Here is an 18563-nt window from a genome sequence, read left to right as displayed (position 1 = left end):
GGAGCCACTGCGGGAAGATGTGCTCCTTCGACCTCGTCCCCGCCGTGCGGTCGCTGAACCAGCAGAAGGGGACGGGTTCGATGACGAGGCGCGGCGAGCCGGCCGCCGTTCTCGATGATTATGGTCGAACTTCCGTCGCTCGGCGTCCGGCACGGCCGGCTCCTGTCCCTCGGTCATCGCTGCTCCTCCGTGACGGGCGTGACCGGCGGCCGCGCCTGCGATACCGCGGACAGCTGCCCGTTGAGCTCGGTGATCGCAGTGTCGAACCACTCGTCGTCGATCCAGAATCGCTTGCCCGTGGTCTTCTGGTCCCGCACCTCGGCCCGGTTCAGGCGCTGACCCTGATCGGGGTGCGTGGCCGGCCGGGCGTGCAGGACGTCGCTGCGGAGGTCGGCCGCGACGAAGAGGGCGCGGTACACGGCGACTAGGTAGTCCTTCATGGGGCCTTCGGTCATCTCCTTCGACGCGCTCCTCACCGCCGATGCGATCTGCGAGGTCATCATCGGCTCCAGTCGGCTGAGGACGAGGTCGTCCGGCAGCTGCTCCTCGAGTCGATGCAGGTCGCCGAGGATCGTCCATTCGAAGGACGAGACGGTGTAGGCGATCTCTCCGATTCGGGCGAGGTAGTCCTGCTCGGGGAGCGCGACGCATGATCGTGGCATGTTTCAGTCCTCGGCCGCGCGGCGGTTGGCCGGGTGGACGCGGGCCTCGGCGACCCGCACGAGCTCATCCTGGCTCAGCAAGTAGTCGAGGCGGCTGAAGCCCCGCTTGCGGCCATCCATGATCCGCCGATACTCCGCGAGCATGCGCAGGTAAGTGTCGAGCATCAGCGAGTGCGAGTTCCCGCCGTCGTTGCTCTCGACCTGGGGCTGCAGCTCGGTCCACCTTTCGCCGCCGCGCATGAGGAACTCCACGTAGCTCGCCATGTGGCCCTCCAGGGCATCGTTGTGGTCGAAGCCCATGAACTGGAGCTCGTAGGCGAGTTGGTCGTCGAGCTCGACGCCCTCCTTGCGGAGGTGATCGATGCTGTAGGTGCAGATGCGGAACATGTCCAGGATGTCCTTGACCCGCCCGCAGTCCCGCTTCGACAGCTCGGTGCTGAACCCTGCGGTCTCGTACCAGTACTCACCGGTGTAGCCCTCCTCGAGGATCTTGGCGAGCATGAGCTGGTAGTCGAGGTCGCCGTCGACGTCGTTGGAGTCCACCGGCAGCACACGCGCCAGGATCCGGTGCAGCAGCGAGAGCATCTGGCGGTCGGCGATGCGCATGCTCTCGGCCGGCGGCTCGTCGCCGTGCTTCACTCCCTGCTCGTAGACAGGGACGACCGCCTCCATGAGCAGGTCGCGGACGTACTCGCTCAGCGAGACGCCCTGATCGTCGGCCAACTCCTTCAGCTGGTCGCGGACGCGGTCGTCGACTCTGATGTTCAGCACGGCCATGTTGATACCCCTTCGTAGTGGTGTATGACAGCCAGTGTAGCAGTGTCATACACCAGGGCTGTGTTCGCGAGGCGAATGTTGCGGTACCGAGTGCTAGCATCGATGCAATCAGGGTGGAGGTGATTGACGTGTCGTCCATTGTCGTTCGTGGCCTCGACGAGTCTGTCAAGGCAAGGCTTGCCGCTCAGGCGAAAGAGCACGGTCGATCCATGGAGGCCGAAGTCAGGGACATCCTGACCAAGGCCGCGACCCGCCCCAACATTGGGCTTGCGCTTCTGGAGGCCGGGCAGTCCGCGGGCGGCGTCGACGAGTTGCCAGTGCCGGACCGTGCCGACACCGCTCGGGCGGCTGACTTCTCGTGATCATCCTCGACACCAACGTCGTGTCCGAAGTGCTTAGACCCCAGCCCGACGCACGTGTAGTTGCGTGGCTGGAGTCTGTGACCGACGACGTGGCGATCACCGCGGTCACTCTCGCGGAGCTGCTGGCGGGACTCCGACGCCTGCCTGGTGGCAACCGCAAGGGAGATCTCACCGCTCGGGTGGAGGCCGCGATTCTGCCCTATCGCGAGGCTGGGGGGATTATCGCGTTCGATGCGGCGGCTGCGCCTCGGTATGCCGACATCCTTGCGGCGCGGGAGAGCGCGGGCCTTCCGATCGCGACGGGTGACGCCCAGATCGCGGCGATCTGCCGAGCGCACGACGCGACGTGCGCGACGCGCAACACGAAGGACTTCGTGCGCACGGGCATCGCGCTGATCGACCCGTGGACGGGTAAAGCGCAGCCGTCGACCGTGTGATGGCTCTATCCATCGGAACGTGGTGGAGTTCCGACACCATTACACGTCAAAGTAGGGGCCATGCTTGAGATCGAGCCGGGCGCAAAGGTAGTCGAAGCGACTTGCGAGCACTGCGGCGAGCCTATGACCCGCGTGACGGGGTTCATTTACCGGGACGGTGACGCCTACGCGATCTACTTCGCCTCCTGTTACCACCATGACGGCCACGAGGTCTGGATCGACGCGGTGTTCTCGCCGACATGGGCTGACGACGTAGACGACCGCTTCACCTTCGGCTGTCGCGTCGGTGCGGTTGCTGGGCAGAGGGAGCCAGCAGCCTCCCTCGTGACGGCGGCTGGCGCGTTCAACGACTCCGCCACATTCGGTCACAAGTTGACCCGAGAAGAAGCGCTGGCGCACCCCATGACCGGTGAGTTCTGGGCATTGGTGGACCACGTGCTCACGAAAGACGCGGTCGTCTCCACCCACCTGTACGGACCCGACGCGCAGTTCGAGTGACCGGACTCCCGGGCGGACGGCCCGGGGTGGCATACACGATCCAAGGCCGCCGCGCAGCGGCCAGCAGCCGACGACCGAGCCGTAGACAGCCGGAGCCGAGCAGCAGCGACAGAGAGGTGGCTGTGCTCACCAAAGTGCCAAGTTCAAGACCAGATCGGACTGGACAGAGTGCGCGCCAGAGTGACCACCAGGACACCCTGAAATCCGGAATCCCCGGATACTCCATCAGGGCGCAGCGGAATTCAGGTTCAATGTGTAGTCGCGGGGCGGTCTGACGTCAGATCCGGAGGCGCGCGAAACTCAATTGCCGCACAGTGGGGCAGCGCCTATCGTCACGGGCCATGGACGTCTCGATCGAAGCCGAGCAGGCATCCGATCACGCTGCCGTCGCCGAAGTCATACGCCGCGCGTTCGTCGACGAGCCGCACCTGGTCGACATGTTTCGTCGATCAGACAGTCGCCCCGCTACCGGAGCGGGCTCGCCCTCGTTGCTCGTTACGGGGGTCAGATCGTGGGCTTCGTGATGTGCAGCGGTACGGACCTCGTTGCCGACGACGGGACGAACCGGGATGCTCTTACGCTGACTCCCTTGGCGGTGGCGCCTGAGTTCCAGCGCCGTGGCATCGGTGCGGCGCTGGTGCGTACTGTGATCGCGGAGGCGGATGGCCGCCACGAGCCCCTCGTTGTTCTGGAGGGGAGTCCGCGTTACTACGGCCGACTCGGGTTCAGGTTCGCAGCCGACATCGGCATCCACATCGAACTGCCCGAGTGGGCGCCCCGCGAGGCTGCGCAGATTTACCCATTGTTGAAGTACGACGGGCACGTTCGCGGACGGGTCGTCTACCCGCCCGCGATTGCCGCGGTGGCTGATTGAGGTCGCCACCGGGGTTGGGTGCGGTTGGCGCGGTCATATAGGTGGGATCCGCGGAGCCCATCGAGGACCTCCGCATCCCGCCCGGCAACCGGCTCGAAGCTCTCAAGGGCGATCGGGTCGGGCAGCACAGCATCAGGATCAACGACCAGTGGCGGATCTGTTTCGTATGGACAGACGCCGGACCGGAGGAGGTGGCGATCGTTGACTACCACTGACAGGATCGAACCGATTCATCCCGGAGAGGTCCTCATGGAGGACTTCATCGAGGGCTTCGGGATCACGCAGAACAAGCTCGCCGTGTCGATCGGAGTGCCGCCTCGGCGTATCAACGAGATCGTCCATGGCAAGCGTGGAATCACGGCGGACACCGCGTTCCGCTTGGCGAAGTACTTCGGCACGTCTGCGGAGTTCTGGATCAACCTGCAAAGTCACTATGAGCTGGACCGCGCGGAGGACATCGCAGGCGAGCAGATCGCTGCGATCACCCCGTTGAAGATCGCGAGACCGGACATCTCATCGTGATCTCCGGTCTTCCCGGTGTCGGAAAGTCCAGCGTTGCTGAGATCTTGGCAGCGCGCACGGGTTGGCTGCGCCTGTCCATCGACTCAGTCGTGGAGTCGATCCTCGCCTGGGAATTGCCGTTCCGCGTTTCGGTCGTCGAGCGGGCCGGCGATCAGCCGCACGAAGTCAGGCGCCCCTGCTCGGCTTGACGGCGCGGATCAGTGCGGCGTGCATTCCCGGCGCCGCCTCGTGGGTGAACGTCACCTCGGCCTCGGCGAATCCGACGGACGCGAGCCCCGCCAGGTACTCGCCGCGGGAGAGCGCGCCCGCGATGCAACCGACGTGGGAGCCCAGCTCGGCGCGATCGGCCGGGGTCAGGTGGTCCTCGGCCACGACGTCGGAGATGCCGATCCGGCCACCCGGGATCAGGACCCGGTACATCTCGGCCAGCACCGAGGGCTTGTCGGTGGACAGATTGATGACGCAGTTGGAGATCACCACGTCCACCGCGGCATCGGGTAGCGGGACGGCCTCGATGGTGCCCTTGAGGAACTCGACATTCGTGGCGCCCGCCCTTGCCTTGTTGGAGTTCGCGAGCTCGAGCATCTCGTCGGTCATGTCCACGCCGTAGGCGAATCCGGTCGGGCCGACGCGCCGCGCCGAGAGCAGCACGTCGATGCCGCCGCCGGAACCCAGATCGAGCACCTTCTCACCCTCGTGCAGTTCGGCGACCAGCATCGGGTTCCCGCAGCCCAGCGATGCGGCGACCGCCTCGGCGGGCAGTTCGCCCTGCTCGTCCGAGGAATAGCGTGCCGATCCGAAGGCGTCGTCCACCTCGCCGCCTCCGCTGCAGCAGGACTGGTCCGCGTCGACGACCGACAAGACGTCCCGCGCGCCCCTCGCGACGGCAGATGCAGCGGCGGCATAACGCGCGCGGACCTGTTCGCGGGTCTCGTTGCTGCTTTCGGTCACGGCGACCTCCTATTGACGACCATCGATGCGAACATCATCGGGCCATCCATCGACGTACGTCAATATGATGCGTACCATGAGTGTCATGAGCGCCGTGTCCAAGCTGCCGACCCCGCCGACGGGCATCGAGGCGTGCTGCTCATCCCTGACCGGGGGCGTCCTCGATCAGGAATCCGCGCAGCAGCTGGCGCGGGTGTTCAAGGCGCTCGGTGATCCCACCAGGGTTCGGCTCGTCTCCTTGATCGCCGCCGCCGAGGGGGCCGAGGCCTGCATCTGTGACCTGACCGAGCCGGTGGGTCTGAGCCAGCCGACGGTCTCGCACCACATGAAGGTGCTCGCGGAGGCCGGTCTGGTCACGCGGGAACAGCGCGGCAAGTGGGCCCACTACCGGCTCGTCGCCGAGGCCTTCGAGGCACTCCGCACCGCCGTCCGGTGAGGTTGCGATGTCCCTGCCCACGCCGACCCTGAGCACCGAGCGGCTGCGGTTGCGGCCGTTCACTGATGCCGACGGCGATGACCTGTTCGCGCTGCAGAGTGATCGATTTGCCTTGCGCTATTGGGATTCCCCGCCCTGGACCGATCGGTCCGACGTGGCGCGCTTCCTGGCGGGCTGCCGGCGATTCGCGGAGGAGGGGAGCGGTACCCGGGTGGCGATCGAGCGCTCCGACGACCGGTCTTTCGTCGGCTGGATCACCTTCAACAGTTGGAATCCGGACTTCCGCAGCGCCTCCCTGGGCTACTGTCTCACCCCGTCCTCGTGGGGGAAGGGGTACGCCACAGAGGCGGCGCGCGCGCTGCTCGGCTGGGCGTACGCCACCCTCGACCTGAATCGGGTCCAGGCCGAGACCGACACGCGCAATCTGGCCTCCGCCCGGGTGCTGGAGAAGCTCGGTTTCGTCCGCGAGGGGACGCTGCGCGAGGACTGCATCGTCGATGGCGAGGTCTCGGATTCCTGGCTGTACGGGCTGTTGCGCCGTGACTGGTTCGACGCCACCGGCCCGGGTCAGAGATGAGCCGCTCGGCTGGCACCCTTTCCGGGTGACTTCCTCCCTCCGGACCACCGCCGCGACCGCAGTCCTGGCCTTCGGCGTACTGCTGGCCGGCTGTTCCTCCAAGCCGAGCACGCCGCCGGTCACAATCGGCACACTGCCTGCCGACGTCGGCCCGGTGATCCCGCTGAACGGTGAACTCGATCCCTATGGCTCGTTCCGTGACTGGCCATCGGCCTGCGAGCTGGTGACCGACCAGACCCTCAGATCGTTGCTGCCCCAGATCGGCAACATCACCCGGGAGCCGGAGGCGCGGAGGTACGAGATCACCGCACCGGACATGACCAAGGTGCCCGGTGAGATCAACGTGCCCGAGGCGCGCTGCACCACCAGGTTCTACATCCCCGTGGGAATGCTCGCCAACAACGCAGGCACCGTGCACACCGACATCATGCTCGCCGGATCCCCGGATTTCGTGCAGCGCAACAAGCGCAAGGGCACCGGGCCGACGACGGGCGACATCAAGGGCGGAACCTGCGAACCGGTGGACACCGATATCCAGTGCGTGGACGACTCCGGACGGATCCAGTTCCGACTCAACTTCCAGCTGCCGCACCACGGTCCGAATCTGAAGGATCCGAGCCGCTACGACCGCAATGGCGAGATCGTCTCGTTCACCACCGGCAACCAGGACACCCAACCCCGGAACGACTACATCGACGCCAATCTGACCAAGCCGATTGTCGAATCGATCCTCAGCAGATTCGGTGATTCCTAGCCCTCATACGATTTCCTCGGCCAGGCCGATCAGCACACCCTCCGGCCCACGGATGTAACAGAGCCGGTACACGTCCTCGAACCGGACGACCTCGGTGCTGACCAGTTCCGTACCGAACCTGCTCAACCGGTCCAGTGTCGCGTCGAGATCGTCCACCTCGAACATCACCCGCAGATAGCCCAACGCGTTGACCGGGGCGGTGCGGTGATCAGCGACCACCGCGGGTTCGACGAAGCGGGAGAGTTCCAGTTTTCCTGGTCCAGCTGGCGTACGCAGCATCGCGATCTCCACGCGCTGACCGATGAGCCCGGTGACCCTCCCGGCCCACTCGCCCTCGACCATCCCACGGCCTTCGAGCTCCAGGCCGAGAACGGTGAAGAACTCGATCGCGGAATCGAGATCCTCGACGACGATGCCCATGTTGTCCATCCGGATGGTCATCAGGGCACGCGTACATCCGAGCCGAGCTGCTGACCGAGCGCGACCACTTGTTCGGCCCGGTCCACCGGGACCGCGACCAACGGGAACGCGTCCGAGTCCTCATCCAGCACGACGATCACCACTCCGGCCGGCCGCAACAGTTCGTTCGCCTGAGCCGCCACCTGCTCCACGGAATCCTCGGAGTCGGTCAACGGCGCGAGATCGACACCGGACTGCGCGACCCGCGGCAATCCCGCGAGTTTCCCGACGACCTCGTCGGCCGGTTCCTCCCAATCGAGGTACGCCAGTTCTCCGGCGTCCTGGAGGGCCTCGACGACCGGGATGACGCCTTCCAGTTCCTCGGCATCCTCGATCCCGCGGCCGCCCGCGAGCTCGTCCTCGTGCTCGGTGAAATAACCCTGCGGATCATCGACCGACTGCCTGACCGCCGAGCGCGCCCCGGCGTTGTCGGTGACGAGTTCGGTCCAGGTGCACCAGGATTCTTCGTCGGCCATGACGACATCTTAAGTCGCCGCCGCTCACTGCGGCGGCCGGCCGGGTGCATACTGCCCGGTGATCCACCGGCAGATGGCCTCCACCACATAGTCCTGCTCGGCCGCATCCAGCGGTCGGCCGGCGGGAATCCCGTGCCAGCGGGACAGGCAGGTGCGGCAGCAGGTGGCGGTCGCATGCTGGGCGACGAAGACCGGGTGGCCACGGTAGGGCGTCTGCCGGCCGTCGTTGCGGGGTTCGGCCGGGGCCAACCGGTCGGCGATCAACTGGTGCGCGTGCTTGCGCACCGTGTCGATGCCGCGCAGTTCGACCACCGCCCGATCCCGGCCGCGCAGCGCGAAACGGGCACGGAAATGATGCCGCCCGATCCGTTCCAGGCGCGCGTCCAACTCGTCCATGGACCCAGCATCTCAAGCAGGGGCGACAGCCGGCCCATCCTTTGGCAGGATCGCATCATGCAGCAGGATCAGCCGAGGGTTCCGCCGCCGGTCTTCGCTGCGGCTGCGGCGGCCCTGCAGACGCTGCTGGCATGCGGATCGCAGGGTACGCAGGGCTCCCGGATCGTCGCCGGATTGCTCACGGGTGCCTCGGCAGGCCTGATGGGCGCCTCGGTGCTGAGCTTCCGGCGCGCGGACACCACGCTGAATCCGCACGAACCCGATCAGGCCACCACGCTGGTGCAGACCGGGGTTTTCGGCCTCACGCGCAATCCGATCTATCTCGGGATGGCCGGCCTGCTGCTCGCCCACGCCGTCGGCCGCCGGTCCTGGGCGGCGGGCGTACCCCTCGCCGGGTTCCTGCTGGTCATCGACCGCATCCAGATCCCCGCCGAGGAGCGCGCCCTCGGACAGAAGTTCGGCTCCGAGTTCGAGGGGTACGCCCGGCGCGTGCCCCGGTGGCTGCCGTCGCTTCGGAAAGCCAACTGATGCAGCGGATCTCGGTGGTCGGCACCTCCGGTTCGGGCAAGTCGACCGTCTCCCGGCGGCTCGCGGACGCCCTCGGCATGCCGCACGTCGAACTGGACGCGTTGCACTGGGGCCCGGACTGGGTGGCCGCCACGGCCGAGGACCTGCAGCAGCTGGTCGCCGAGGCCACTCGCGGTGACGGCTGGGTCGTGGACGGCAACTACGAGAGCAAGCTCGGCAGGCTGGTCTGGGACCGCGCCGACACCGTCATCTGGGTCGACCCGCCCCGCTGGCTGGTGATGTGGCGATCCTTCACGCGAGTGCTGGGCCGGATCCTCACCCGGGAGGAACTGTGGGGCAGCAACCGGGAGAGCTGGCGCGCGCTGATGTTCTGGCGTGGTGAGGAATCCATCCTGTGGTGGGCCTGGACGACCTACCCGCAGAACCGGCGCCGCTACCTCGCCGCGATGGACGACCCGGCGAACGCGGACCTCGCCTTCCACCGACTGCGGACGACCGCGGATGTGGAACGCTTCCTGGCCGGTGTCGACCGCGACACCACCGGGCGGCGGTCCGAGCGGTGAGCGGAGCCGTGTTCGTCGGCGTGGATCTGGCGGCCGATCCGGTGCGCACCGGATTGGCGGCCCTGCGTGAGTCCGCCGCCGGGGTGGTCGTCGAGCGGGTGGTGGTTGGGGTCGAGGATGACGCGATCATCGACGCGGTCGCTGATGCCGACCGGGTCGGGGTGGACGTGCCGATCGGCTGGCCGGATTCCTTTGTGGAGTTGGTACGCCGCCACGCGGCCGGTGAGTTGGCGGCACCCGAATCCACCGGCCCGGACTGGCGGCGTGAGCACGTGCTGCGCGCGACGGACCGGTGGGTGCACGAGCAGTTCGGGCTGACACCGTTGAGCGTGGCCGCCGACCGGATCGCCCACCCCGCCCTGCGCTGGGCCGGGATCGAGGCGCGGTTGCGTGAGCACGGATCGGACCTGACCCGCGACGGCACGGGCGTGGTCGTCGAGGCATACCCGGCGGGTGTCCTCGCCAGCTGGGGACTGGCTCATCGTGGCTACAAGGCCGCCAAGAACCTGGCTCGGCGTACCGAACTCGTCGGCGCCCTGACCGAGCTGCTGCCCTGGTTGGACTGGAACGGTCACCGCGAGCTGTGCGTGGCCGATGACAACGCGCTGGATGCCGTGCTCGCGGCGCTGATCGCCCGCGAGGTGGCTCGCGGCAACTATCACCGGGCGCCGGAATCCCTGCAGGACAAGGCATCCCGCGAAGGGTGGATCTGCATTCCGGTCGGTGTGCCGACCGCCCGTTGACCGCTGGATCGGCTCAACCGCGATACCGCAGTCGCACGTGATGCTGACCCTGCTGATCGACCTCGAGCTCGACGACCCCGGTGATCCCGGACAGCTCGGCGGTGCCGGAGCCCGGCACGATCTCGTAACGCAGCTCGCTGTTGCCGTCGGACATCTTCCCGAACTGTTGGAACGCGATGGATCCCTCGCGACCATCGATGCTGCCCTCGAAGATCTCCAGGCAGACGTATCCCGCCTCACCGGCTCCGGGATCACCACCGGAGATCATCACCCCGCGGCCGGTGCCGACCATCCCACTGGTCCAGGTCTTGGTGAAATCGAGGCGCCCGGTGGTGGTCAGCAGCGGATCACCGGGCGTCATCTCGATGTCGAACTCGGCCGTGGCCTCGCGCTCGGTGTCTGGATCCTCGGCCATTGCTCGCTCCCTGCAGGTCGACGCTTCTCCTCACCGTAGGATGCCGCCATGGCCGAGAACAAGCCCCAGACGGTCGACGAATACGTCGAATCGGTGCCGGCGGCGTCCCGGGAGCATTTCGACGAGCTGCGGCGACTGGCCCGGGAGTCCCTACCGGCCGCGACCGAGGTGCTCAGCTACGGGATCCTCGGCTACCAGGAGCCGGGTCGCAAGGGCCGGGCGTACATCTCCGGCTGGCGGGACCACGTCGCGATCTACCCGATTCCCGGTGATGACGAGTTGGCCGCCGAACTGGCGCCTTTTCAACGGGGCAAGGGAACGCTCTGGTTCACGCTGACCGAACCGCTGCCGGCCGAACTGATCCGGCGGACGCTGCGCGCACTCCTCGGCTGACTGGGTTCGCTCAGCCGGCGGAGGGGGTGCGCTCATGCACCACATCCACCACATCGGCGATCGAGTCGGCGACCCGGGTCGCGCGATAGGGGAACTTCTCGATGTCGGCGGGGGAGGTGGAACCGGTGAGCACCAGGATCGTCCGCAACCCGGCCTCCAGCCCGCTGACGATATCGGTGTCCATGCGATCGCCGATCATCACCGTGTGCTCGGAGTGCGCCTCGATCCGATTGAGCGCGGTGCGCATCATCAACGGGTTCGGCTTTCCCACGTAGTAAGGCTTTCGGCCGGTCGCCGCAGTGATCAGCGCGGCCACCGAACCGGTCGCCGGCAGCGTGCCCTCGGCCGACGGCCCGGACACGTCAGGGTTGGTCGCGATGAAGCGGGCACCGTTCTCGATCAACCGGATCGCCCGGGTGATCGCCTCGAAGGAGTAGGTCCGGGTCTCACCCAGCACCACGTAATCGGGGTCGCGTACCGACATCGTGTAACCGGCCTCGTAGAGCGCGGTCGTCAACCCCGCTTCGCCGATCACGTACGCCGTGCCGCCCGGCCGCTGCTCGGCCAGGAAGCTCGCGGTCGCCAGTGCCGAGGTCCAGATGTGGTCCTCCGGGACGTCGATCCCGCTGCCCAGCAACCGCGCCCGCAGATCCCGCGGGGTGTAGATCGAGTTGTTCGTGAGCACCTGGAACTTCAACCCGTTGCTCTGCAGCGCCTCGATGAACTCCGCCGCGCCACCGATCGCATGCTCCTCGCGCACCAGGACGCCGTCCATATCGGTCAGCCACGAATCGACGTGCGGCGCGTTCGCCGGAGGAGGTGTGATGGCCATGGGATGAGTCTAGGGCCCGATCGGCCGGCGGAGGAGAACCGACGACCCGCTCACCAGCACCAGTGCACCGGCCATCAGCAGAAACGGTGCGTCGGGATCACCGGACAGCACCCGCGCGATGTTCGCCGTCGCCAACCCGAGCGCCCCGCCGAACTGCTTCGCGGTGTTCAACAACCCGGACGCGGCACCCGCCTCGTCGCTCGGGACCCCGGAGCTGATGACGGTGGCCAGCGGGGTGTTCAACAACCCACCCCCGGCGCCGACCACGAGCGAGGGCAGCACCAGCCCCACCCAGACTCCGCCCTCGGGTGCGTACGCCAACCACAGCACGCCGGCCGCGGCCAGCAGGGCGCCCGTTCCGATCAGCAACCGCGGACCGAAGCACCCCAGCAGTCGCGGCACCAGCAACAGATTGACCGCCAGTACTGCCCCGGTCAGCGGGAGGAACGCCAGCCCGGTCCGGATCGGCGAGTAACCCCACCCGTCCTGCAGGCGGAAGGTGAGGAAGTACCAGATCCCCACCTGGAAACAGAATGCGGTCAACAGGGTTGCGAGCGTGGCGAGCGCGATGTTCGTTCGCCGCCACAACCGTTGCGGTATCAGCGGCACGTGGCTGCGGTGATCCAGCCGCCGCCAGACCGCACCGGCCGCCACCGCGATGAACAGAGCGCCACCCGTGCTCGCGCTGGGGCCATCCTCGGACAGCAGCGAGAGTCCCTGGACCAGGGCGCCCATCGCCACCAGGGATGCGAGCACCGTGCGCCAGTCGGGCCGCCCGTGAGTCGGGTGCTCCGTCGGCCGTCCCCTCACCAATCGGTACGCCCCAGCGGTCACCACGAGCCCGATAGGCAGGTTGATCAACAGCACCGCACGCCAGGAGACGAGCTCGGTCAGCACCCCACTGAGGATGTTGCCGATGCCGCCACCCGCCACACCGACGGCGGTCCAGATCGCGATCGCGCGCGAGCGCTCCAGACCCTCGGCGAAGGTGACGGTGAGCAAGGTGAAGGTGGCCGGTGAGATCGCGGCCGCGGACAACCCCTGCCCGACCCGGGCGGCCACCAGCAGCCACCCGCTGGTCGCCAACCCGCCGATCACACTGGAGATGGTGAATCCGAGGACGCTGACCAGCAGCACCCGGGCCGCGCCGAAGGAATCCGCCAGCCGTGCGGCGGCCAGCAGGGCTCCGGCGAAGGCGATGCTGTAACCCATCGCGACCCAGGAGGTGCCGATCGGGCCGAGGCCCAGATCCCGCCGGATCGCCGGCAGCGCGACGTTCATCACCGAGACGTCGAGCACCACCACCAGCTGAGCCACCGAAGCCACCCACAACGTCAACCGCTCCGACACCACGCCTCCTTGATACGTGCGTATAACTGATACAAACGTATCAAGCTGATCAGGAGGCGTACCCATGGCCGCGGAGGACCGAACCAGCCAGATCCTGGACGCCGTCGAGGCGCTGCTCGGTGAGGGTGGCCTCGATGCCGTGACGATGCGCGCCGTGGCCGCGCGCGCCGGGGTCTCGCTGCGGCTGGTGCAGTACTACGGGAACAGCAAGGACGAACTCCTGCACGCCGCGCTGACCCGACTCTCCACCCGTGGCATCGCGCGCTGGCGAGCCGCCTCCGACGCCATCGACGATCCGACCCGGGCGCTGGAGAGTTTCCTGCTCGCGGCATTGCCGACCGACGAGGCGAGCAGTTCCCTGCATCGAGTGGGGGTCTCCCTCGAGCTGCTCGCCATCACCACCAACTCACCCGCCGCGGAGGCGTACCGGGCCCATCTCGCAGAGCTGGCCGGTCAGCTGACCGAACTCTGGCGGCGCACCGACCCGATACTCACCGAGGACGAGGCGGCCGGGCTGGCACGCGAATCGATGGCCCTGGTGCACGGCCTCGGCTCGCTGGTGCTCGCCGGTCACACGACCGCTGTATGTGCAGCAGAATCCCTCTCCGAATTCCTCGACCGATCGGCGAGAATGTCAAGATGAGCAACCAGGAGAGCACCTCCCCGGGCACCCTGCATCGCTTGCGGCCACTGGTCCCGCGTGACCCGAACGAGAAGGGCCGCAGTTCCTCACCGCTGGAGCTGCTGTTCGACCTCACCTTCGCCGCCGCCTTCTCCGTCGCCGGCACCCAGTTCGCCGAACTGCTCGCCAAGGGTGAACTCAGGCCGGCGCTGCTCGGGATGACCTTCGCCTGTTTCTGCATCATCTGGGCCTGGATCAACTACTCCTGGTTCGCCAGCGCCTATGACAACGACGACTGGGGTTCGCGATTGCAGGCGATGATCGTGATGGTCGGCGTGGTGATCTTCGCGCTCGGCATCCCCCCGATGTTCAAGTCGGTGGAGGAGGGTGACCACCTCAACAACCGCACCATCGTGCTCGGTTATGTGGTGATGCGGCTGGCCCTGCTGGTCGGTTGGCTGCGGGCGCGCAGGAACGATCCCGAGCGGCGCTCGCAGATCAACGCCTACCTGACCAACCTGGTGATCGCGCAGGCCGGCTGGATCGTGGTCGCGCTGGTCCCGTTCAGCCTGCCGGTCGGCCTCGGGATCAGCGTGGTGCTGGTCGTTCTGGAACTCATCGGACCGGTCTTCGCCGAGCGCGGACGGGTGGGCACCCCCTGGCATCCCGAGCACATCGCCGAACGCTACGGGTTGCTGGCGATCGTCACCCTCGGCGAGGGCGTCATCGGCACGGTGGCCAGCCTGAGCGCGGTGGTCGGCAACGACAACTGGTCCTTCGAGGCCGTGCTGGTCGTGATCGCTGGTATCGGCCTCACCTTCGCCATGTGGTGGGTCTACTACGCGGCCAACTCGGCGACCATCCTGGAGTACTACCGGGAACGTGTGCTGAGTTTCGCCTATCTGCATTTCCCCGTCTTCATCAGCATCGCCGCGGTGGGCGCCGGCCTGCACGTCTCGTCCTACTGGATCACCAGAGAGGCGACCATCTCCGAGTTCCAGGTGGTCGGGGCGGTCGCGATTCCGGTGCTGCTCTTCGTGCTGTCGGTGAACGCCTTCTACTACGCGGTCTATCGCGGTGCACACGGCGGCCATCAGGGGTTCCACGGAATGCTGGTGATCGTCACCTGTGCGGTGATCGCGGTCGCGATGCTGATGGCCAGCCGGGGTGTCTCGATCGGCTGGTGCCTGATCGTGGTGATGCTGGCGCCGTGGGTGTCGGTGGTCGGTTATGAGACAGTGGGCCACAGGCACATCGCCCGCGACGAGGCCACGTTGCTGGCCGCGAAGAAACAGGGGTGAGGATGGCGCTGCCACAGGAACTGCCGATACTGGAACGGCGCCCGGTCCGGCTGCGCCCCTGGCGTGACGACGATGTGCCCATCGTCCGCGAGGTGGCCGACGATCCGCTGATCCCGCTGATCACCACCGTCCCCACGAGCGGCCGCCACGACGACGCGATGGAGTGGATCGCCCGCCAGCACGAGCGGATGGTGACCGGTTACGGGTACGCCTTCGCGATCGCCGATCTGGAGACCGACGCCCCGGTCGGGCACATCATCCTGCGCACCCATGAGGTCCAGCACGGCCGTGCGGGTGTCGGTTACTGGATCGCGAAACGCTATCGCCGCAAGGGGTACGCCGCCGCGGCGCTCCGGCTGATCACCGACTGGGCCGACACGATCGATGAGATCGGTCGCGTCGAGTTGCACGTCGAACCGCAGAACGAGGGTTCCTGGCGCGCCGCGGAGGACGCCGGTTACCAGCGCGAGGGACTGCTGCGGGCCTACCAGCGGATCGGGGCCGAGCGCTATTCGATGTGGGTCTATTCGCACGTCCCGGACCGGGACTGGGAGGTCGAGCAGGAAGAAGTCCCCGAGGACTGACCCTCAGCGGGTCGTGCGGGTCGCGCCGAGCCGATCGGCGAAGCCGTACGCCACCGCGCGGGCCGCGGCGGACACCTCGGTGTCGACCGCGGTCAGCGCGGCCCGATCGCCGGCGGCATCACCGCCGGTCAGTTCGGCCCAGCGGGCCACCTGCTCCGGTGACGCCTCGGGATGGAACTGCACGCCGACCGCGGAGCCGGCGCGGAACACCTGGTGGGTGAAGCGGTCGGTGCGGGCCAGCTCGATCGCACCCGGGGGCAGCCTGGTGACCACGTCCCGGTGGGACATCGCGACCGGGCAGGATCCCTGGGTGGCAAGGGATCCCAGCATCGGGTCGGAGCCGGCGGTGGGGGACCAGTGCAGCTCCTGGGGTCCTTCCTCGCGGCCGTCGGGATGGTCGACGGTGACGGCGCCGCCGAGCGCCTCGGCGAGGATCTGGTGCCCCAGGCAGATGCCCAGGGTCGGCGTACCGTTCTCGACCGCGGAGGCGACCAGTCGGCGTACACCGGGCAGCCAGGGGTGCTCGGCCTCGGCGTGGCAGTTCATCCGACCGCCCAGGATCAGCAGCCCGTCGGCGATCTGCGGGAGCTCCGCGTTCCACAGCGGTACCAGCTCGAGCTGCATCCCGGCTTCGCTGAGCCAGGGCTCGAAGCGGCCCAGCGGGACCTCGGGATCGGGTTGCAGCACGGTGATCGTCGGCACGAGTCGGATGCTAGCGCCCCCAGCCCGTTCCGTTCCCTGAGCGAGCGGGGCATCTCGACACGCAACCCCGGCTCCGCTTCGCGGTGCCGGGGTTGCTGCTCGATGAGCGTCGGGGGTTGAGGTCAGCGAAGCTGGTCGATGATCTCGTTGAGGGTCTGCGAGGGCCGCATCACCGCGATCGTCTTGTCCTCATCGGGGCGGTAGTAGCCGCCGATGTCGGCGGGCTTGCCCTGGACCCCGATCAGCTCGGCGTCGATGGCATCGGTCTGGGCGACCAGCTGCTCGGCGACCGGCTGGAACTTCTTCGCCAGCTCGGGATCCTCGGTCTGCTTGGCCAACTCCTCGGCCCAGTAGCGGGCCAGCCAGAAGTGGCTGCCGCGGTTGTCGATCTGGCCGAGCTTGCGGGCGGGGGACTTGTTCTCGTTCAGCAGCGTCTCGGTCGCCTTGTCCAGCGCATCGCCGAGCACCCGGGCGCCGGCGTTGTCGTAGGTGCCGGCCAGGTGCCGCAGGCTCTCCGCCAGCGCCAGGAACTCGCCGAGCGAATCCCAGCGCAGGTAGTCCTCGGCGATCAACTGCTGCACGTGCTTGGGTGCCGAACCGCCGGCCCCGGTCTCGAACAGGCCACCGCCGGCCATCAGCGGCACCACCGACAGCATCTTGGCCGAGGTGCCGAGCTCCAGGATCGGGAACAGGTCGGTGTTGTAGTCACGCAGCACGTTGCCGGTCACCGAGATGGTGTCCTTGCCCTCGCGGATCCGCTCCACCGAGAAGCGGGCGGCATCGATCGGGGACATGATCTGGATGTCCAGACCGTCGGTGTCCAGCTCGGCCAGGTACTTCTGCACCAGGGTGATCAGGTTCTGGTCGTGGCTGCGGGTCTCGTCCAGCCAGAACACCGCCGGGGTCTCGGAGGCGCGGGCCCGGTCGACGGCCAGCTTCACCCAGTCCCGGATCGGGGCGTCCTTGGTCTGGCAGGCACGCCAGATGTCGCCGGCCTCGACCTGGTGCTCGGTGAGCACCTCACCGGTGGAGTTGACGATCTGCACGCGGCCGGCGGCCGGGATCTCGAAGGTCTTGTCGTGCGAGCCGTATTCCTCGGCCTTCTGGGCCATCAGCCCGACGTTGGGGACCGAGCCCATGGTGGTCGGGTCGTACGCCCCGTGCTTGCGGCAGTCGTCGATCACGGCCTGGTAGATGCCGGCGTAGGAGCTGTCCGGGATCACCGCCAGGGTGTCGGCCTGGTTGCCGTCCGGGCCCCACATCTGGCCCGAGGTGCGGATCATCGCCGGCATCGAGGCGTCCACGATCACATCGCTGGGCACGTGCAGGTTGGTGATCCCCTTGTCGGAGTTCACCATCGCCAGCCGTGGCCCGTCGGCGATCGCCTGATCGAAGGCGGCCCGGATCTCGGCACCGTTGGGCAGCTTCTCCAGGCCGGCGAAGATCGCGGCCAGACCGTCGTTGGGGCTGAGCCCGGCGGCGGCGAGATCGTCGCCGTACTTGGCGAAGACCTCGTCGAAGAAGATCTTGATCACGTGGCCGAAGATGATCGGGTCGGAGACCTTCATCATCGTCGCCTTCAGGTGCACCGAGAACAGCAGGTCCTGCTCCTTGGCGCGGCGGATCTGCTCGGCCAGGAACTCATCGAGTTCACCGGCGCTCAGGAAGGTGGCGTCGATGACCTCGCCCTCGAGCACCGGGATGCTCTCCTTGAGCACGGTGGTGCTGCCGTCGTTGGCCTCCAGCCGGATCTGCAGGGTGTCGGCGGCCGGGATGATCACCGAATCCTCGTTGTGCCGGAAGTCGTGATCGCTCATTGTGGCGACCTCGGTCTTCGACTCCGGGGTCCACGCACCCATCGAGTGCGGGTGCTTGCGGGCATAGTTCTTGACCGCCGCGGGGGCGCGGCGATCGGAGTTGCCCTCGCGCAGCACCGGGTTCACCGCAGAACCCTTGACCGCATCGTAGCGGGCCCGGATCTCCTTGTCTGCTTCGGATTGCGGCGATTCCGGGTAGTCCGGCAGGTCGAATCCCTGGGCCTTGAGCTCGGCGACCGCAGCCTTCAGCTGGGGGACCGAGGCGGAGATGTTGGGGAGCTTGATGATGTTCGCGTCCGGGGTCTTCGCCAGCTCGCCGAGCTCGGCCAGCGCGTCGGCGACCCGCTGATCGCTGGGCAGTCGGTCGGCGAATGCGGCCAGGATCCGGCCGGCCAGCGAGATGTCCCGGGCCTCCACCTCGACGCCTGCCGCGGCGGCGAACGCGTCCACGATCGGCTTGAACGAGAAGGTCGCCAGCATCGGCGCTTCATCGGTCAGGGTGTAGATGATTTTTGGCATCGGTGTGGTGTCT

27 protein-coding genes are annotated in these 18563 nt (G+C 67.4%); 16 read left to right on the top strand and 11 right to left on the bottom strand.

Features of this window, described 5'->3' with window-relative positions; genetic code table 11:
* Positions 1 to 173: 173 nt before the first annotated feature.
* Together C8D81_RS18325 and C8D81_RS18320 are read right to left on the bottom strand one after the other, a co-directional pair.
* Positions 174 to 662: a hypothetical protein gene (locus C8D81_RS18325; protein WP_094459395.1), complete on the bottom strand. Its 489-nt coding sequence runs from the start codon at positions 660 to 662 to the stop codon at positions 174 to 176.
* Positions 663 to 665: 3 nt separating this feature from the next.
* Positions 666 to 1439: a YfbU family protein gene (locus C8D81_RS18320; protein ID WP_094459396.1), complete on the bottom strand. Its 774-nt coding sequence runs from the start codon at positions 1437 to 1439 to the stop codon at positions 666 to 668.
* A gap of 113 nt (positions 1440 to 1552) precedes the next feature.
* Here C8D81_RS18320 and C8D81_RS18315 point away from each other — a divergent pair, with 113 nt between their 5' ends.
* The 6 genes from C8D81_RS18315 to C8D81_RS18290 all read left to right on the top strand — a co-directional run bounded on the left by C8D81_RS18315 (position 1553) and on the right by C8D81_RS18290 (position 4132).
* Entirely contained in the window at positions 1553 to 1801 is a 249-nt protein-coding gene (locus tag C8D81_RS18315) for a FitA-like ribbon-helix-helix domain-containing protein (RefSeq protein WP_229119063.1), read from the top strand.
* Positions 1798 to 2238, top strand: a complete 441-nt coding sequence (locus tag C8D81_RS18310) for a type II toxin-antitoxin system VapC family toxin (protein WP_094459397.1) — start codon at positions 1798 to 1800, stop codon at positions 2236 to 2238. Before C8D81_RS18315 ends, C8D81_RS18310 begins: the two co-directional genes overlap by 4 nt.
* Positions 2239 to 2298: 60 nt before the next feature.
* Positions 2299 to 2736 carry a hypothetical protein gene (locus tag C8D81_RS18305; RefSeq protein ID WP_094459398.1) on the top strand — a complete coding sequence of 146 codons (438 nt, stop codon included), beginning with the start codon at positions 2299 to 2301 and terminating at the stop codon, positions 2734 to 2736.
* Between the two features lie 304 nt (positions 2737 to 3040).
* On the top strand, positions 3041 to 3610 hold the full coding sequence (locus tag C8D81_RS21800) for a GNAT family N-acetyltransferase (protein ID WP_166646886.1): 570 nt from the start codon (positions 3041 to 3043) through the stop codon (positions 3608 to 3610).
* A 41-nt stretch (positions 3611 to 3651) separates the two neighbouring features.
* Positions 3652 to 3825, top strand: coding sequence for a type II toxin-antitoxin system RelE/ParE family toxin (locus C8D81_RS21705; protein WP_094459400.1), 174 nt, complete (start codon positions 3652 to 3654; stop codon positions 3823 to 3825).
* On the top strand, positions 3812 to 4132 hold the full coding sequence (locus C8D81_RS18290; RefSeq protein ID WP_133626561.1) for a HigA family addiction module antitoxin: 321 nt from the start codon (positions 3812 to 3814) through the stop codon (positions 4130 to 4132). Before C8D81_RS21705 ends, C8D81_RS18290 begins: the two co-directional genes overlap by 14 nt.
* A 165-nt stretch (positions 4133 to 4297) precedes the next feature.
* Here the strand turns inward: C8D81_RS18290 and arsM are convergent, their stop codons facing one another.
* A complete protein-coding gene (arsM, locus tag C8D81_RS18285) occupies positions 4298 to 5083 on the bottom strand; it encodes an arsenite methyltransferase (protein WP_133626560.1) in 786 nt (261 codons plus the stop codon).
* Positions 5084 to 5168: 85 nt separating this feature from the next.
* Here arsM and C8D81_RS18280 point away from each other — a divergent pair, with 85 nt between their 5' ends.
* The 3 genes from C8D81_RS18280 to C8D81_RS18270 are packed head-to-tail and all read left to right on the top strand — an operon-like array spanning position 5169 to position 6850.
* The gene (locus C8D81_RS18280; protein WP_094356088.1) at positions 5169 to 5519 is read left to right on the top strand and encodes an ArsR/SmtB family transcription factor; all 351 of its coding nucleotides are present in this window, start codon (positions 5169 to 5171) and stop codon (positions 5517 to 5519) included.
* 7 nt (positions 5520 to 5526) lie between these two features.
* Positions 5527 to 6096 carry a GNAT family N-acetyltransferase gene (locus tag C8D81_RS18275; RefSeq protein WP_133626559.1) on the top strand — a complete coding sequence of 190 codons (570 nt, stop codon included), beginning with the start codon at positions 5527 to 5529 and terminating at the stop codon, positions 6094 to 6096.
* A 25-nt stretch (positions 6097 to 6121) separates the two neighbouring features.
* Positions 6122 to 6850, top strand: coding sequence for a hypothetical protein (locus C8D81_RS18270; protein WP_133626558.1), 729 nt, complete (start codon positions 6122 to 6124; stop codon positions 6848 to 6850).
* A 3-nt stretch (positions 6851 to 6853) separates the two neighbouring features.
* On the opposite strand, the gene C8D81_RS18265 is transcribed toward C8D81_RS18270, so the two are convergent.
* From C8D81_RS18265 to C8D81_RS18255, 3 genes are read right to left on the bottom strand one after another with little or no spacing between them, the layout of a single operon-like run.
* Complete coding sequence (locus C8D81_RS18265; RefSeq protein ID WP_208109386.1) at positions 6854 to 7291, bottom strand: VOC family protein; 438 nt, start codon at positions 7289 to 7291, stop codon at positions 6854 to 6856.
* Positions 7291 to 7785, bottom strand: coding sequence for a DUF6630 family protein (locus tag C8D81_RS18260; RefSeq protein WP_133626557.1), 495 nt, complete (start codon positions 7783 to 7785; stop codon positions 7291 to 7293). The genes C8D81_RS18265 and C8D81_RS18260 overlap by 1 nt, the downstream gene beginning before the upstream one ends.
* Positions 7786 to 7809: 24 nt before the next feature.
* Positions 7810 to 8181: a DUF4186 domain-containing protein gene (locus C8D81_RS18255; RefSeq protein WP_133626556.1), complete on the bottom strand. Its 372-nt coding sequence runs from the start codon at positions 8179 to 8181 to the stop codon at positions 7810 to 7812.
* A gap of 57 nt (positions 8182 to 8238) precedes the next feature.
* On the opposite strand from C8D81_RS18255, the gene C8D81_RS18250 reads away from it, so the two are divergent.
* From C8D81_RS18250 to C8D81_RS18240, 3 genes are read left to right on the top strand one after another with little or no spacing between them, the layout of a single operon-like run.
* A complete protein-coding gene (locus C8D81_RS18250) occupies positions 8239 to 8709 on the top strand; it encodes a methyltransferase family protein (protein WP_166646885.1) in 471 nt (156 codons plus the stop codon).
* Positions 8709 to 9272 (top strand): AAA family ATPase, encoded by a 564-nt coding sequence (locus C8D81_RS18245; RefSeq protein WP_133626554.1) that lies wholly within the window; start codon positions 8709 to 8711, stop codon positions 9270 to 9272. The genes C8D81_RS18250 and C8D81_RS18245 overlap by 1 nt, the downstream gene beginning before the upstream one ends.
* Positions 9269 to 10015 (top strand): DUF429 domain-containing protein, encoded by a 747-nt coding sequence (locus C8D81_RS18240; protein ID WP_133626553.1) that lies wholly within the window; start codon positions 9269 to 9271, stop codon positions 10013 to 10015. The genes C8D81_RS18245 and C8D81_RS18240 overlap by 4 nt, the downstream gene beginning before the upstream one ends.
* A gap of 13 nt (positions 10016 to 10028) precedes the next feature.
* Here C8D81_RS18240 and C8D81_RS18235 read toward each other — a convergent pair whose 3' ends face one another.
* Positions 10029 to 10430: a DUF3224 domain-containing protein gene (locus tag C8D81_RS18235; RefSeq protein WP_133626552.1), complete on the bottom strand. Its 402-nt coding sequence runs from the start codon at positions 10428 to 10430 to the stop codon at positions 10029 to 10031.
* Between the two features lie 48 nt (positions 10431 to 10478).
* Here C8D81_RS18235 and C8D81_RS18230 point away from each other — a divergent pair, with 48 nt between their 5' ends.
* On the top strand, positions 10479 to 10823 hold the full coding sequence (locus C8D81_RS18230) for an iron chaperone (RefSeq protein ID WP_133626551.1): 345 nt from the start codon (positions 10479 to 10481) through the stop codon (positions 10821 to 10823).
* Positions 10824 to 10833: 10 nt separating this feature from the next.
* Here C8D81_RS18230 and C8D81_RS18225 read toward each other — a convergent pair whose 3' ends face one another.
* Positions 10834 to 11655 carry an HAD-IIA family hydrolase gene (locus C8D81_RS18225; protein ID WP_094356101.1) on the bottom strand — a complete coding sequence of 274 codons (822 nt, stop codon included), beginning with the start codon at positions 11653 to 11655 and terminating at the stop codon, positions 10834 to 10836.
* Between the two features lie 9 nt (positions 11656 to 11664).
* A complete protein-coding gene (locus C8D81_RS18220; protein ID WP_166646884.1) occupies positions 11665 to 13005 on the bottom strand; it encodes an MFS transporter in 1341 nt (446 codons plus the stop codon).
* Positions 13006 to 13069: 64 nt separating this feature from the next.
* Here C8D81_RS18220 and C8D81_RS18215 point away from each other — a divergent pair, with 64 nt between their 5' ends.
* Genes C8D81_RS18215 through C8D81_RS18205 form a run of 3 tightly spaced genes read left to right on the top strand, consistent with a single transcriptional unit; the run spans position 13070 to position 15512 of the window.
* Positions 13070 to 13648, top strand: a complete 579-nt coding sequence (locus C8D81_RS18215) for a TetR/AcrR family transcriptional regulator (RefSeq protein ID WP_094356103.1) — start codon at positions 13070 to 13072, stop codon at positions 13646 to 13648.
* The gene (locus C8D81_RS18210; RefSeq protein WP_094356104.1) at positions 13645 to 14928 is read left to right on the top strand and encodes a low temperature requirement protein A; all 1284 of its coding nucleotides are present in this window, start codon (positions 13645 to 13647) and stop codon (positions 14926 to 14928) included. The genes C8D81_RS18215 and C8D81_RS18210 overlap by 4 nt, the downstream gene beginning before the upstream one ends.
* A gap of 2 nt (positions 14929 to 14930) precedes the next feature.
* Positions 14931 to 15512: a GNAT family N-acetyltransferase gene (locus tag C8D81_RS18205; RefSeq protein ID WP_094356105.1), complete on the top strand. Its 582-nt coding sequence runs from the start codon at positions 14931 to 14933 to the stop codon at positions 15510 to 15512.
* A gap of 3 nt (positions 15513 to 15515) precedes the next feature.
* On the opposite strand, the gene C8D81_RS18200 is transcribed toward C8D81_RS18205, so the two are convergent.
* Both C8D81_RS18200 and C8D81_RS18195 read right to left on the bottom strand, forming a co-directional pair.
* The gene (locus tag C8D81_RS18200) at positions 15516 to 16214 is read right to left on the bottom strand and encodes a type 1 glutamine amidotransferase (protein WP_133626549.1); all 699 of its coding nucleotides are present in this window, start codon (positions 16212 to 16214) and stop codon (positions 15516 to 15518) included.
* Between the two features lie 122 nt (positions 16215 to 16336).
* Complete coding sequence (locus C8D81_RS18195) at positions 16337 to 18550, bottom strand: NADP-dependent isocitrate dehydrogenase (protein ID WP_133626548.1); 2214 nt, start codon at positions 18548 to 18550, stop codon at positions 16337 to 16339.
* Between the last annotated feature and the right edge of the window lie 13 nt (positions 18551 to 18563).

The organism is Enemella evansiae (assembly GCF_004362375.1).
GTDB classification, from domain to species: Bacteria; Actinomycetota; Actinomycetes; order Propionibacteriales; family Propionibacteriaceae; genus Enemella; species Enemella evansiae.
This window is presented reverse-complemented; position numbering and strand designations above follow the sequence as displayed.